Origin of the sequence: Streptomyces durbertensis, from assembly GCF_014156695.1 — a bacterium.
In the GTDB taxonomy this organism is placed as follows: domain Bacteria; phylum Actinomycetota; class Actinomycetes; order Streptomycetales; family Streptomycetaceae; genus Streptomyces; species Streptomyces durbertensis.
On the sequence record NZ_WMLF01000010.1, the window covers coordinates 1 to 13,725 of the forward strand.

At 71.1% G+C, this 13,725-nt stretch carries 11 protein-coding genes; 5 read left to right on the forward strand and 6 right to left on the reverse strand.

Translation table 11 applies throughout. The features are described 5' to 3' along the window. Positions 1 to 163 precede the first annotated feature (163 nt). Positions 164 to 2,059, forward strand: coding sequence for an AMP-dependent synthetase/ligase (locus GL263_RS01390; RefSeq protein WP_182853667.1), 1,896 nt, complete (start codon positions 164 to 166; stop codon positions 2,057 to 2,059). Positions 2,060 to 2,957: 898 nt separating this feature from the next. On the opposite strand, the gene GL263_RS01395 is transcribed toward GL263_RS01390, so the two are convergent. Continuing rightward, positions 2,958 to 3,836, reverse strand: a complete 879-nt coding sequence (locus GL263_RS01395) for an alpha/beta fold hydrolase (protein WP_182853668.1) — start codon at positions 3,834 to 3,836, stop codon at positions 2,958 to 2,960. Positions 3,837 to 3,949: 113 nt separating this feature from the next. Here GL263_RS01395 and GL263_RS01400 point away from each other — a divergent pair, with 113 nt between their 5' ends. Beyond that, positions 3,950 to 5,896, forward strand: a complete 1,947-nt coding sequence (locus GL263_RS01400; RefSeq protein WP_182853669.1) for an AfsR/SARP family transcriptional regulator — start codon at positions 3,950 to 3,952, stop codon at positions 5,894 to 5,896. A 61-nt stretch (positions 5,897 to 5,957) separates the two neighbouring features. On the opposite strand, the gene GL263_RS01405 is transcribed toward GL263_RS01400, so the two are convergent. The 4 genes from GL263_RS01405 to GL263_RS01420 form a co-directional block, all read right to left on the reverse strand. Continuing rightward, positions 5,958 to 6,704, reverse strand: a complete 747-nt coding sequence (locus GL263_RS01405) for a hypothetical protein (RefSeq protein WP_182853670.1) — start codon at positions 6,702 to 6,704, stop codon at positions 5,958 to 5,960. Between the two features lie 2 nt (positions 6,705 to 6,706). Further along, positions 6,707 to 7,231 carry a sigma-70 family RNA polymerase sigma factor gene (locus tag GL263_RS01410; protein WP_182853689.1) on the reverse strand — a complete coding sequence of 175 codons (525 nt, stop codon included), beginning with the start codon at positions 7,229 to 7,231 and terminating at the stop codon, positions 6,707 to 6,709. 223 nt (positions 7,232 to 7,454) lie between these two features. Continuing rightward, positions 7,455 to 9,608, reverse strand: coding sequence for a tetratricopeptide repeat protein (locus GL263_RS01415; protein ID WP_182853671.1), 2,154 nt, complete (start codon positions 9,606 to 9,608; stop codon positions 7,455 to 7,457). Further along, the gene (locus GL263_RS01420; protein ID WP_182853690.1) at positions 9,605 to 10,009 is read right to left on the reverse strand and encodes a hypothetical protein; all 405 of its coding nucleotides are present in this window, start codon (positions 10,007 to 10,009) and stop codon (positions 9,605 to 9,607) included. The genes GL263_RS01415 and GL263_RS01420 overlap by 4 nt, the downstream gene beginning before the upstream one ends. A gap of 234 nt (positions 10,010 to 10,243) precedes the next feature. Between GL263_RS01420 and GL263_RS01425 the strand changes: the two genes are divergently transcribed. Further along, complete coding sequence (locus GL263_RS01425) at positions 10,244 to 10,513, forward strand: hypothetical protein (RefSeq protein ID WP_182853672.1); 270 nt, start codon at positions 10,244 to 10,246, stop codon at positions 10,511 to 10,513. Further along, positions 10,506 to 11,156 (forward strand): DUF6879 family protein, encoded by a 651-nt coding sequence (locus tag GL263_RS01430; RefSeq protein WP_182853673.1) that lies wholly within the window; start codon positions 10,506 to 10,508, stop codon positions 11,154 to 11,156. Before GL263_RS01425 ends, GL263_RS01430 begins: the two co-directional genes overlap by 8 nt. Positions 11,157 to 11,476: 320 nt before the next feature. Here the strand turns inward: GL263_RS01430 and GL263_RS01435 are convergent, their stop codons facing one another. Next, complete coding sequence (locus GL263_RS01435; RefSeq protein ID WP_323379202.1) at positions 11,477 to 12,364, reverse strand: UDP-glucose dehydrogenase family protein; 888 nt, start codon at positions 12,362 to 12,364, stop codon at positions 11,477 to 11,479. Here GL263_RS01435 and GL263_RS01440 point away from each other — a divergent pair. After that, the gene (locus tag GL263_RS01440; protein ID WP_323379200.1) at positions 12,266 to 13,705 is read left to right on the forward strand and encodes an NsdA family TPR-like regulatory protein; all 1,440 of its coding nucleotides are present in this window, start codon (positions 12,266 to 12,268) and stop codon (positions 13,703 to 13,705) included. The two genes, GL263_RS01435 and GL263_RS01440, sit on opposite strands and share 99 nt — an antisense overlap. The last annotated feature ends 20 nt before the right edge of the window (positions 13,706 to 13,725 follow it).

Genomic DNA, 13,725 nt, shown 5'->3' on the forward strand with positions numbered 1-13,725 from the left:
CGTAACAACACCGGCACCGACACCCGCCCCGATTGTCCTCTCACCGCCCCAGCGTCGCAGAGATTGCGTAGTTCTACTGAGCCTTCCGCCTGCCCCTACGCGCCACGGGGAGCCGGCGGCACACTCGGGTGGGCCCGAACGCCGCCCCGGCCCGGAGGTCGATGTGAGTTCCCCGCAGTCGCTTCTTGAAAACCGCCCCGTCTCCGTGGCGCACCTCTTCTTCTCGAGGATCCGGAGCACACCCTCCCATGTCGCCTACCGCTACCCGGCGCCCGCCGGCGCCGGCGACGCCTCCTCCTCCGGCACCGAGCAGTGGCAGTCGCTGACCTGGGAGCAGACCGGCGAGCGGGTCAGGCTGATCGCGGCCGGACTGCTCTCGCTCGGGGTGCGGCCCGAGGAGCGGGTGGCGATCTCCTCCGCGACCCGCGTGGAGTGGATCCTCGCCGACCTGGGCGTCATGTGCGCGGGCGCCGCCGCCACCGCCGTCTACCCCAGCACCAACGCCGAGGAGACGGCGTACATCCTCGCCGACTCCGGCAGCCGGGCGATCTTCGTCGAGAACGTCGAGCAGCTGGCGAAGGTCGCCGCCCACGCCGACCGCCTGCCCGGACTCGACCACGCGATCCTCTTCGACTCCCCGGCGGACACCCCGCCCGCCGCGGGTCTCGAAGTCCTGTCCCTCGCCGAACTGGAGGAGCGCGGCGCCGCGTACCTGGCCGAGCGTCCCGACGCGGTCGAGGCGGCGGTGGCAGCCATCGAACGGGAACACCTCGCCACCCTCATCTACACCTCCGGCACGACCGGCCGCCCCAAAGGCGTGCGCCTGGTGCACGACTGCTGGTCGTACCAGGGCGTCGCCCAGGAGGTCAGCGGGCTGCTGCGCCCCGACGACGTGCAGTTCCTCTGGCTGCCGCTGTCCCACGTCTTCGGCAAGGCCCTGATCTCCGGCCAGATCAGGACCGGACACGTGATGGCCGTGGACGGACGCGTCGACCGCATCATCACCAACCTGCCGGCCGTCCGGCCCACGGTGATGGCGTCGGCGCCCCGGATCTTCGAGAAGGTCTACAACGGCATCGCGAGCAAGGCGCGGGCCGAGGGCGGCGCCAAGTACAAGATCTTCCTCTGGGCGGCGAAGGTGGCCCGCGACCACGCCAAGGCGCGACACGACCTCGCGACGGGTTCCACGCGCGGCGGGATCCCGCCGTGGCTCACCGCGCAACACGCCGTGGCCGACCGGCTCGTGTACCGCAAGATCCGCGCCGCTTTCGGCGGCAACCTGCGCGGCAGCGTCTCCGGCAGCGCCGCCCTCGCCCCCGAGATCGGCTACTTCTTCGCCGGCGCCGGCGTGCCCGTGCTCGAAGGCTACGGTCTGACCGAGACCAGCGCCGCCTGCACCGTCAACCCCGCCGACGACCTCCGCGTCGGCACCGTCGGCAAGGCCCTCCCCGGAAACGAGGTCCGCGTCGCCGAGGACGGCGAGATCCTGCTCAAGGGCCCCGGGATCATGCGCGGCTACCACAACCTCCCGGAGAAGACCGCCGAGGTCCTGACCGGCGACGGCTGGTTCCACACCGGAGACATCGGCGAGATCGACAACGACGGCTTCATCCGGATCACCGACCGCAAGAAGGACCTCTTCAAGACCTCCGGCGGCAAGTACGTCGCCCCCACCGAGATCGAGGGCCGCTTCAAAGCCGTCTGCCCGTTCGTCAGCAACGTCCTGGTCATCGGCGACGGCCGCAACTACTGCACCGCCCTGATCGCCCTCGACGAGACGGCCATCATGCCCTGGGCGGAAACACACGGCCTCAGCGGCCGCGACTACGCGGAAGTCGTCTCCTCACCGCAGGTCCACGAGCTGGTCGACGGCTTCGTCCAGCGCGTCAACGGCGACCTGCAACGGTGGCAGACCATCAAGAAGTTCTCCCTCCTCCCCCGCGACCTCGACGTGGAACACGGCGAACTCACCCCGAGCCTCAAGGTCAAACGCCCCGTCGTCGAACGCGAGTACGCCGACGCCATCAGGACCATGTACGAGGGCTCCCGCGAGGCGTGACACCCTCACCCCAGCGCAACCGAGCGGGACGGGCCCCGCGATCCGGAGCCCGTCCTGCTCGCCGTCCGAGTGTGCGGCGGTGGTCGGCCCACCGCCACCCACGAACCGGATCGCCCCGGCGTCAGTGGTGCGCTCCAACCCCACACCGCTCAACAGCCTCCCGGGAGAACCGGGGGGATGTGGACCGTTTGAACTGTCGGCTATCTTCTGTCCGCGTGGCAGGGCAGGAAAGGAAGACGCCAGACCGCGTCCGACCGGCTGACGATCTCTCGGAGTTCCCGAGCGCTTCGGCGTGACAGGGCCTGCGTCACAGTGTCGAGAAGGGCTCTCGCTGCCAGGCGGTCGCCGCAGCAGTACCAATCCACGTTGCCCCACTCGTAGTCGTGCCACAGAGTCCGCTCGGGCTGCTGGACGTAGCTCTTCCACAGGTCCACGGCCGCACCGACGTCGCCTGGCAGCAGATAGTTCCGGGTGCGCTCAAGACGGGCGATCTCGGAGTGTGCCCGGGAGGACAGGCCGTCGATGACTCGCCTTGGATTTGTTGTCCGGTGGCTGCCCGGGGCGCCAGCGCGGATCTGTGCCAGCCGTCTACGCGGCATCGGCCTTTCGGTTCATCGTCATGCGGTACATGTTGGCACGGTCTCCGTTGGCATCACGAGCGGGTTTACTCGCCGGCCGGACACACGGATCGGGGAGCTGCTTCCGCAGAGAGGAGACCCGTTCCATGCCGCCGCGAACGACTGAGCCCCCGTCAAGGCTGCCGCCCGACCGTTCCCCCTAAACCGGCGTTTGCTGCTTCCCCAGGGCGGCCGAGGCCTTCTGAGCCACAGCGACCAAGAGTTGTTCAGGCATGTCCTACCGCCTGCGTCAGATCGCGAGGAGAACCCTGGACAGGGCCTCAACGGGTGAGCAGGCTCTGGATCGCCGTCGTGATCTCGTCGGGGGCTTCCTCGGCCACGAAATGACCTGCTCGGGTCAGCCGGTGGTCCAGGTCCGGGGCCCACGCCTTCCAGACCTCGGCGGCGTCATAGCCGAGTTGGGCGCCCCAGTCCTGCTGGACGACCGTCACGGGCATGGCGAGCTGCGACCCGGCGTCCAGGTCCGCCTGGTCGTGCGTCACGTCGATGCCGGCCGACGCGCGGTAGTCCGCGACGATCGAGGTGACGGCGGCCGCGCTCGCCCGCAGGTACTCGGCGCGTACCGCCGGAGGGATGGCGGCCGAGTCGTTCGCCCAGGCATCGAGGAACGAGCCGAAGAACGCGTCCGCACTGTTGGTGATCATGGTTTCCGGCAGGCCGGGCGGCTGCGCCATGAGGAAGAGGTGGTAGCCGACCGCCGCCGAGGTGCCGTGCAGGACGTTCCACATGTCGAGTGTCGGCACGATGTCGAGGATGCCCAGGTGGGTGACGGTGTCGGGGTGGTCGAGCCCGGCGCGGAAGGCGACGAGGGCTCCCCGGTCGTGGCCGACGAGGGCAAAGCGCTCGTGGCCGAGCGCGGCCGCCATGGTCACGACGTCGGCGGCCATGGTGCGCTTGGCGTAGACGTCGGGTGTGGTGGCCGCCGGCTTGTCGCTGGCCCCGTAGCCGCGCAGGTCGGGGCAGATCACCGTGTGCTCGCCGGCGAGGCGCTCGGCGACGTGCCGCCACATCAGGTGGGTCTGGGGGAAGCCGTGCAGCAGCACGACCGGGCTGCCGCTGCCGCCGACGGCGGCGGACAGCTCCACGCCGTCCGTACCGGGTACGCGGACCTGGTCGAAGCCGGGGATGGTGGGGGTCATGGAAGAACCGTCCTCTGGGGTTCGGGGCTGACCGGGTCAGCGTGGGTGACGTCGATCAGCAGCCGATCAGTACGGCTTGGCGTGGCCGCCCACACCGCCCGCAGGATGGGGGTATGCAGATCGACGTGCTCGGTGCCATACGGGCCTTCCACGACGACGGCACTCCCGTCGGCCTCGGCGGCCCCCGCCATCGCGAGGTGCTCGCCCGCCTCGTCGCCGCCGACGGGCGGATGGTCACCACCGACACCCTCGTCGACGGCCTGTGGACCGACCCGCCGGCCCGCGCCGTGGGGGCGCTGCGGACGTTCGTCGCCGCGCTGCGGCGGGCTCTCGAACCCGACCGCCCTCCCCGGACACCGCCACGGGTGCTGGTCACCGAAGGGCCCGGCTACGCGCTGCGCCTGCCGCGCGAGAACGTGGACGTGCACCGGTTCGAGGACGCGCTGGCCCGCACCCGGCGCGGTTCCGACACGGTGACCGAGCTCAGCGCGGCCCTCGCCGCCTGGCGCGGGCCCGCCTACGCCGACATGCCCGACGCGGCGTGGGCGCGGCGGGAGCGGACCCGGCTGGAGGAGTTGCGGCTGGAGGCGGTGGAACTGCGCGCCCGCGTCCTCCTCGACCAGGGCGGGGGTGCGGGTCTGGTCGCCGAGCTGGGTGCGCACGTCGGCGAGCATCCGTGGCGGGAACCGGCCTGGGAGCTGCTGGCCCGCGCGCTCCATCGCGCTGGCCGCCAGGCCGACGCGCTTGCCGCTCTCCGCCGGGCCCGCACGATGCTCGTCGACCAGCTCGGTCTCGACCCCGGTGCCGCGCTCCAGAAGCTGGAGGCGGACATCCTCAACGGGTCCGTGCCCCCGGAGGGCGCACCTACCACGTGGACCGGTTCCCGCGCCCGGCTCGGCCCGCGTACGACCGTGGATCTTGCCCGCACGCTCGCGCTGGCGGGCGGCGACGCCCTCGTCCACTCACGACGCGACCGCCTCGCCGCAATCCAGGCGGCGGAACGCACGGGAGACCTCTCCCTCGCCGCCCGGATCATCGGCGCCTACGACGTGCCCGCCAGCTGGAGCAGGGCCGACGACCCGGGGCAGTCCCGCGCCGTCGTCGCGGCCGCCGAGCGCACACTCGCCGCACTCGGTCCCGACCGCCCCGCCGACCTGGCCGCCCGCCTCCTGGCCACCATCGCCGTGGAGAGCCGCAGCGCGGACCTGTCGGAGGCCGCTTCGCGGCGCGCCCGGCAGGCTGCGGAACGGGCCGAGGCCCTGGCGCGGGACCTTGCCGATCCGGCACTGCTGGCGTTCGCCCTCAACGGAGTGTTCCTGCAGTCGTTCAACCGGCCGGGACTCGCGGCGGTGCGCGACCGGATCGGTGCCGAGATCCTGGACCTGGCCACCCGGCACGACCTGCACAACTTCGCCGTGCTCGGCCGGCTCGTCCGCCTCCAGTCGGCGTCGGCTCTCGGCGACCTCGACGCCGCGACCGCGCACGCGGTGGCGGCGGAAGAGCTTGCCGCCACGACCGAGGCGCGGCTCGTCTCCGTCCTCACCGGGTGGTTCCGGGCCCGGGTCACGGCGGCTCTCAGTACCGAGCCCGGCGGGCCGAGCGCGGCGGCGGCCGCGGAGGAGTTCCGGGCCGCCGAGGACGCCCTGCGGCCGGCCGGCATGCCGGGCCTCCACCGCGGCCTGTTCCCCCTCGCCCTCCTCGGCCTCCGCCTGCTGCATGGCCGGGCCGCGCCCACCGACCCTCGGCTCGATTGGGGCCCGTACGCCACCTGGGCACGGCCCCTCGTGCTGCTCGCCCAGGGCAGGGACGAGGAAGCGCGCGCCGCTCTCGCCACGGCACCCGCACCACCGCGCGACCACATGCAGGAAGCCCTCTGGTGCCTTACCGCCCGCGCCGCCGTGACACTCGGCGAGCGCGCAACCGCCTCACGCGCCGCCTCCGCCCTGCGCGACGCCCGCGCGGAGCACGCCGGCGCCGCCAGCGGCCTGCTGACCCTGGGCCCGGTGGCGCGGTACCTCGCCGAAGCGGAGGAGTGCGCGGCAGCGCCCGACAATGCCTGACCCGCCGCCAGGGCCGCCATGCGAGAAGGGGCGTGGCACCGGACCAACTGCACTACTGAGCTCAGTGGTCGGCCGGGCACGGCTTGTCCAGTGACTCCCCCAGCCACTTCGCTACGAACCCGCGGCCCCACGCCAGGGCGTCGGCCGGTTCGTCGGCCGCCGCGCCGGGGGGCGCCTGCTCACCCTCCCTGAACACGGACGCCGACCCGCTTTCAGGCTGTGGCACCAACACGAGGAGCCTGCTACCGACCCAACTTTCGGCCTCCCTCTGCGGCGCGGAGAAGGAGTACGTCCGCTCTCCCCGGTCAGGCTTGTAGTAGCGGTCGACCTCCAGTGTCACCTTCACCGAGTCTCCGGCTGGCTCGGTGTCAACGACGGTGCCCTCCGCCACGACCTCGGCGCAGGCCAGCTGTCCCACCTCGGTCAGGGCAGCCCCCGGAGGGTTCCCCTCACCTTGTCCGCCGCCGCGTACCTCACCGGCGATGACTACCCCGGCGCTCGCCACCACCGCAGCGGCCACCACGAGCGCCCACCGCCGGCGCACCCGGGACGTCACTCCTGCCGGGATCACCGTCCGTCCCCCGTCCACATCTTGGGCGGCAGACTCACGGCACAAGGCCTGGCCGATCCGCTCAAGATCCGCCCGCAGCAAGGCCACGTCCTCGTCCGCTGCACGGTAGTCCCGCATGAAGGCGGCATCGCGAACCTTCTCCTCGGGCACCGGTTCGTCCGTGAGCACGTACATCAGCGGATCTTCCACAGACCGGGAGCCACTCTCGCGGGCCGCGCCGTTGTCCTTGTGTTCCACCGTCACACCGCCTCGACCTCGTGCAGCACCGCACGAAGGCTCCGTACCGCCGCGTGCAGTCTGCTCTTCACCGTTCCTTCGGGAACGCCCAGCTCTCCCGCGATCTGCCGGACCGACAGGTCTGCGTGAAACCGCAGCACCACCACCTGCCGCTGCACGTCCGGCAGCCGCTCAAGCGCCCGAGCGACCGCGAGGGCCCGCACGCAAGCCTCCTCACCGCCGTCCCCTTCTCCCACCACGGTCCGAAGAGCGCTGAGCCTCTCCTCCAGACGTCTGCGGCGGCGGACGGACCGGTGCCAGTCCCTCGCCAGGTTCGACGCCACGACCGCAGCCCAGGCGGAGACGTTCCGTGGCGGCTCGCCGCCGCCCTCCAGCCGCTCCAGTAACCGCAACCTGACCTGCTGCACTCCGTCCTGCAGATCCGCGTACGGCACCCCGCCGAACGCGAGTACGACACGAACCCGCTCCTCCTGGCCTGCGTCCAGCAACTCCGGTCGTCCGCTGTCCGCTCTCGTCCGCGACAACAGTGCCCTCCCCTTCTGGCAGTCACCCCTACGACGCCGCAGCGCACAGGAACGTTCGATCCGGAGGCAGAACGTCTGGTCGGCCGGCGAAGTCCGCCGGGCCGCGTGCGAGTCACTGTCGCGGGGAAGAGGACTTGGAGGCCGGGGGGAGGGCCGGACACGCGGCACGGCTCGCCTGCGGTACTGCTCAGCAGCCAGGCTCAATCTCCAGGCCGGCACCCTTAGTTCACCCGCCGGGCGGTCGCGGCGGGCGCCATTTCCCCGAGCGGAACTCGTCGAGGAGGCGTCGGCTCGCGGCGGTGAAGGGATGCTCGGGGCCCAGGCCGCGTTCCCGCCTCGCGACGACGTCGGTCATCAGCTCGATCCCCTCGGCGACGTGGCCGAGCGCGGTCCGGGTTCGGGCGTGAAGCTGCCGCGCCGCGAGCACGAGCGGGTAGTCGGGCCCGAAGCGCCGCACATACCCCTCGGTGACAAGCCGCATCTCCTCGTCGGCCTCGCCGAACCGGCCCAGGAGGTACAGCGCCCAGGCGTGGTTGTGTGCGGCGCCGAGCGTCACGGTGTGATCGGGGCCGAGCAACCGGGCGCATTCCGCCGGCAGCAGGAGCAGCGCGCCGTCTTCCTCCGTGAGCGTCTGGGAGGCGGGCAGCATCTCCAGCAGACTGGCGCGGGAGCGCAGGGTCAGGGGATGCGCGGCGCCCAGTGCCTTGCGGCGACCGGTGACGGTGGCGCGCAGGAGGGCGAGCGACTCCTCGCGCCTGCCGAGGTTCGCCAGCACGAGCTGGAGGCCGTAGCCGGTGTCCAGGGTGTCGGGGTCGTCGACACCGAACAGTCGCTCCTGGGCGGCACGGACGTCGCGGAGCGAGGACTCGGCCTCGGCGTACCTGCCCAGCCGAAACAGCGCCCGGCCGGCCCGGGATCGGGCGGCCAGTACAAGACGGTGCTCCGCGCCGAGCCGCCGCTCCGTGACGTCGGCGGCCGTGCGGGAGGTCTCCCATGCCGACAGGTAGTCCCCGGTGCGGTGCAGGGCGACCGACAGTCGTGTCACGACGGCCAGCGCGTCGGCCAGGGTCGACGGTTCGCCGACGCGGCGCAGCAGGGCGAGTGCGTGGGGGACGAGCAGACGGAGTCGCGGATCGTCGGGACCCGCGTCGGGGACGCCGGGGACGGCCGCGTCGAGCAGCCGGACGGCGGTCGTGTCGAGAACCGGCGTCCGTTCCGCAGGCGTCGCCGCCGAGACGCTGTCGAGCAGTACACCGTGGCTCTGTACGCAGCGCGCGCCGGCGTCGACCAGTTCGGTCAGCGACTGGTCGAGCAGCGCCCTCAGGGCGGTCTCGGTACGGGCGCGGGGGAGGACGCCGCTGATGTCGGCGTGGTCGAGCAGGGTCAGCGGCAGTGGCTCGGGAGCGAACCTGGCCAGCAGTCTGAGCAGTTCCGCCGCTTCGGGCAGTCCGCGCGCCTCGAACGTGTCGAGCGTCAACTGCCAGGTGAGGCCGACCAGGTGCCGTGGGTCCGCACCGGGCAGCGCCTCGGCTCCCCGGTCGATGAGCTGGACTCGTTCGCCTTCGTCGAGATGGTGCCCGTACGCCTCCATCGTCCAGGGGTCGAGGACCTGGTGGGAGAGGAACCCGCCTGCCAGGGTGAGGGCGAGCGGCAGCCGTCCGAGGCGGTCCGCGATCTGCGCCGCGTGCTCGGCGGTACCGCTGTGCGGGGCGAGGTCGCACAGCACAAGCGCGGCGTCGGCACGCGGCAGTACACCGATGTGCTGCAGTTCGGCCCCCGGCCACCAGCGGGCGGCTGCCCGGCGGGTGGTGACCACGACGGTGCCGCGCGGGCTGGACCGCAGCCAGCTTCCGTCCCGCAGGATCTCCGGCTCGTCGGCGTTGTCGAGCACCAGCAGCCACGGCTCGGCGGAGCGGTCGAGGTACCGCCAGACGAGGTCGGCCGCGGGACGGAGCCCGGTGCGGGCGGCCAGCAGCTCCCCGTCGTCCGCACCCCGGTCGGCTGCCACGGCCAGCATGCCGGCGCGCAGGTTCGCACGGTCGGAGGCGTTGACCCACAGGCCCACCCGGCCGTACTCGCCGGTGGCCGCCTGGAAGGCGGCGTAGGCGACCGCCGTCTTGCCGCAGCCGCCCATGCCGTACAGCACGTAGACCTCGCCGCCGCGTGTCGCCTCGACGCCTGCCCGCAGGCGTTCCATCACCTCGGCGCGGTCGCGCAGCACGGCCGGAGGCCGCCCGACCGCCGGGAGGCGGACCGAGTCCGGGCTGCTGGGCCCGGCGGTGCCGCCGACGTGATGGTGGTGTTCGCTGATGTGCTGGTCGCCCGACGCCTGGTAGACACGCCCCCGGTCCTCGGCGTGACCGTCCATCGCTCCCGTCATCGATCGGCGATGTGCTGGTCTCGTCCCGCCTGGTAGACCCGCGCGTGACCGGACGCGGTGGCCTGCTGCGCGACCTGCCGGGCGGCGCTGCCGCCGGGATCGAGCTCGTCCAGCAGTCTGCGCAGTTCCTCGGCCGCGGCGGGCTGGGCGACCAGCAGACGCCGTACCAGTCCCTCCCACTGCAGACGCAGCGCGTGCATCGTCTCCTGGTCGTTCGCCGCCACGGCGACCAGAACGTCCTCGCGGCTGGCCTCCAACTCGGCGGCCACGGTCGCGGCGCGCTGCGGCTGCATCCGGCGCCAGAGCTGTGTGAGCCCCTCGCGGGTGCGCTGCCACGCGTCGGTTGCCATCAGCGTGACCAAGGTGGCTCCTGCGCTCTGTGCGAGCACCTCCGGGTCCACGGACACCCCTCCATTCTCCCGTTTATCCGGTTTCCCGACACCGCGTCCGTCAACCGCCCGCCATGCGTCGAACCGACTCCCCTCCTGATCAATATCGTCGCACTCCTGAGCGGTACGAGACAAGATGGCGCCTTTTCGTCGCCATTTTCACCACAGGGCCAACCTGACGCATGGTCAGACCACCGTGTCGACTGCTACCGTAGCGCCACCGGAACGTTCGAGGGGGCGAGGGCGATGACCAGGCCATGGGAAGCCGATCCGACCACGGGTTTCAAGAGACGTCTGGGAAAGTCACCCCAGGAACTGGGGAACACAACCGGCACTCCCGACTGTCCCGATATCTGGGAACTTGAGAACGGGGACATCGCCGTCATCGGCCGGGACCTCACGCGGTCACTCGGCACGAACCTGCCCGACGGGGTCTCGATCGGAGCGGACGAACGACTCGTGGTCATCCCGAGGAACATGATCGTCGCGGCGAAGCCGGACATCCCCGGTGTTTGACTCCTTCCCCAGCGGCGCGTCCGAGCGCATGGACCGCCCCAACTACCACGCGGACTTCAAGCGGGTCTACCACAGCGGCATCGGCTTCCTGAACAAGCTCGAACGCGGGCAGCACTTCAAGGAGCGGGGCTTCGACAGTTGGGAGGCCTTCGCCGCCGGTGACTGGCCAAGCGCGCTGGCCCTCGCCGACCAGAGGCGCGACGACTACGCGGAGGAACTCCAGAGGGCGGCGCGGCTGGGCGTTTCCCACCGCCGCCTCCGCGTCGTGGAGTTCCCGATCACCCCGTATGTGCAGTGGGAGTTCTTTGTCCTACGGGTACGCGTGGATCTCGGCGACGACATCAAAGTGCTCGACGCCCGCAGGATTTCCGACATCGAGAAGAACCGCCCGGTTCCCGAAGTGGTGATTCTCGGAGACGTGGCCATGTACGAGGTCGTCTACGACCGCGACGGAAACGCGGACGGAGCCAACCGCTTCACCGATCGATCACTGATCCGGAAAACCTCGACCGGTTTCGACGCGCTGTACGAGAGCGGTGAGGATTTCCACGACTTCTTCGACCGGGAGATCGTTCCACTCCCCCCACCTCAGGGCCCCGGCGTGCAGACGCACTCCCCCGGTTCACGGCGATCCCCCGAATGAGCGAGCGGAAACCAGACGGTCTCCGCCCAGCCTCAGCTACGCCGTAACAGGCTCGTCCACGGCCGCGTCAGCGCCGCCGGCCACCACGCGGCGCAGGACGCATGCAAGCTCCGACGCCCGTTGGGACGTGCGCAGGGCTGTCGGTGGGCTACGCCCGCCGACAGCCCTGCCCCCCGTCAGAGCGTCGCGAACTCCACGAACGCGGCCCCGCAAGGGGGTTTGGGTTCGTGCGGTGAGCAGCCGCTCCCATGATGAAGTCGACCGCGCCGATGGCTATGGCCGTGGCCGTGGCCGTATCTCTCTCCCCGGAAGCTTCTGGTTCAGAGGCGACCGAGCGTTCGGACCGTCCAGCCGGCGTCGCGCCACTGGTCGATGTCGAGGGCGCTGCGTGCGTCGATCACCTTGGGGCTGTGGGCAATGGTGGCGAGCCGCCGAGGGTCGACCTGGGCGAACTGCGGCCACTCTGTCAGGTGGATGAGGAGGTCAGCGTCTTCGACGGCGGCGATGTGGTCCTCGGCGTAGTCGAGTTCGGGAAAGCGTTTGCGGGCGTTGTCGAGGGCCTTGGGGTCGGTGACGGTCACGGTCGCCCCGAGGTCGTGAAGCCTCTGGGCGACGGCCAGGGCGGGCGAGTCTCGGATGTCGTCGGTCTCGGGCTTGAAGGCGGCGCCCCAGACGGTGATCCGCTTGCCGCGCAGGTCGACGCCGAGTGCTTCGCGGGCGAGGTCGATGACGCGCTGACGACGGCGTCCGTTGACGGCGTCGACCTCGCGGAGGATACCGACGGCCTCGCTGGCATCGAGCTCGTCGGCGCGGGCGATGAAGCCGTGGATGTCCTTGGGCAGACAGCCGCCGCCGAAGCCGACACCTGGACGCATCCCGTGGCGGCCGATGTGGATGTCGTGGCCGAGGATCGCGGCGAGCTCAACGACGTTCGCTCCGGATTTCTCGCAGACCTCGGCCATCGCGTTGACGAAGGAGATCTTGGCGGCGAGGAAGGAGTTCGCGGCGCCCTTGGCAAGCTCGGCGGTGGCCCAGTCGGTGACGATCGTCGGCGTCCCCGCTTCGATGATCTTGCCGAATGCCTGCCTGAGCAGTGTCTCAGCCCAGGAGTGTGCCGTGTCGAAGCCGAGGACGAGCCGGTCGGGGTGGAGGGTGTCCTCGACGGCGAACGACTCGCGCAGGAACTCCGGGTTCCAGGCGACCTCGATCTGGCCCCCGGCGGGAGCGTGCTCGCGCAGGCGCTCGCTCTGCGCATCAACCAGCTCGCGCAGGCCGCCGGGCTGGGGACGGACTACTCACACACCTCCGTCGCCAACTGGTGCCGGCGCGGAATGACGCCGAAGTGGCCGGTTCCGAGGTTGATCGCCAATGCCTTGGCGGAGCGGCTCGGCCGCCCGGTAGCCCTGGCCGAGATCGGGATGGTGGAGAGCAAGACACCGGACGCCGATGTGGGGTTGGATTTTCCCCGGGACCGTGCCGAGGCGGTCCGAGTGGCCACTTCGTTCTGGAGTTCCGTGAAACGCCGTGACTTCCTGACCGGATCCGGCTTCGCCGTGTCCGCCTTCACAGCCCCCGTAACCCGCTGGCTTGTCACCCTCACCGACGGCGGCGCCGATCACAAGGGCAGCCAGCACGTCGGCCGGACCGACCTGGAGGAACTTCGCGACGCGGCCGAGGACGCCCGCCGCTGGGACTCCAAGTACGGCGGCGGGAACTGGAAGGCCAACTCCGTCACCACCTGCCTCCAGGAGAGGGCCGCCCCGCTGCTCCGGGGCACCTTCACCGACGCGGTGGGCCGGGATCTGTTCTCCGTGACCAGCGAGCTGTCCCGGCTGGCCGGCTGGACCGCGTTCGACGTCGGTCAGCACGATGTCGCCCAGCGGCATTTCATTCAGGCCCTCCGCCTGGCCAGGGCTGGCGGGGACGTTCAGCTCGGCTGCTACGTGTTGACCACGATGGCGATGCAGTCCCTGCTGCGGGGCTTCGCCTCCGAGGCCGTCGACATGGCCCAGGGCGCCTTCGAGCGGGCCAAAGGACAAGCGCCCCGCAGGGTCCTGGCGTTCACCAAGCTGATCGAGGCCCGTGCCCATGCCCGTGACAGAGACGCGAAGGCGGCCTCACATGCCCTGGCCACCTCCGAGAGCCTCCTGGAACGCGCGGAAGCCGACAACGGTTACGAGCCGGCCTGGATCGACTTCTACCACCACGCCCGCCTCTCCGCGGACGCCGCCGAGGTCTTCCGCGACCTGAGGAATCCCAAAGCCGCCCTCGCCTGGAACCAGCGGGCAGCCGCGATGCCGTCGGGGGTGTTCACCCGGTCCGTCGGGATGCGGCTGGCGATCGTGGGTACCGTCCACCTCCAGGCACGCGACCTCGACCACGGCCTGCGGTTGGGCAACCGGTCCGTGGACATCCTGGCCCGCGTCCAGTCCTCCCGAGCGAAGGACTACGTCCGCGAGTTCAACACCGCCCTGGTTGCCTGGCGGCACGAGCCGGCCGTCCGCGACTTCCTCCACCGCACACGCACCGAACTCGGCATCACCGCGTGAAGCTTGTTCCTTGTCTTTCC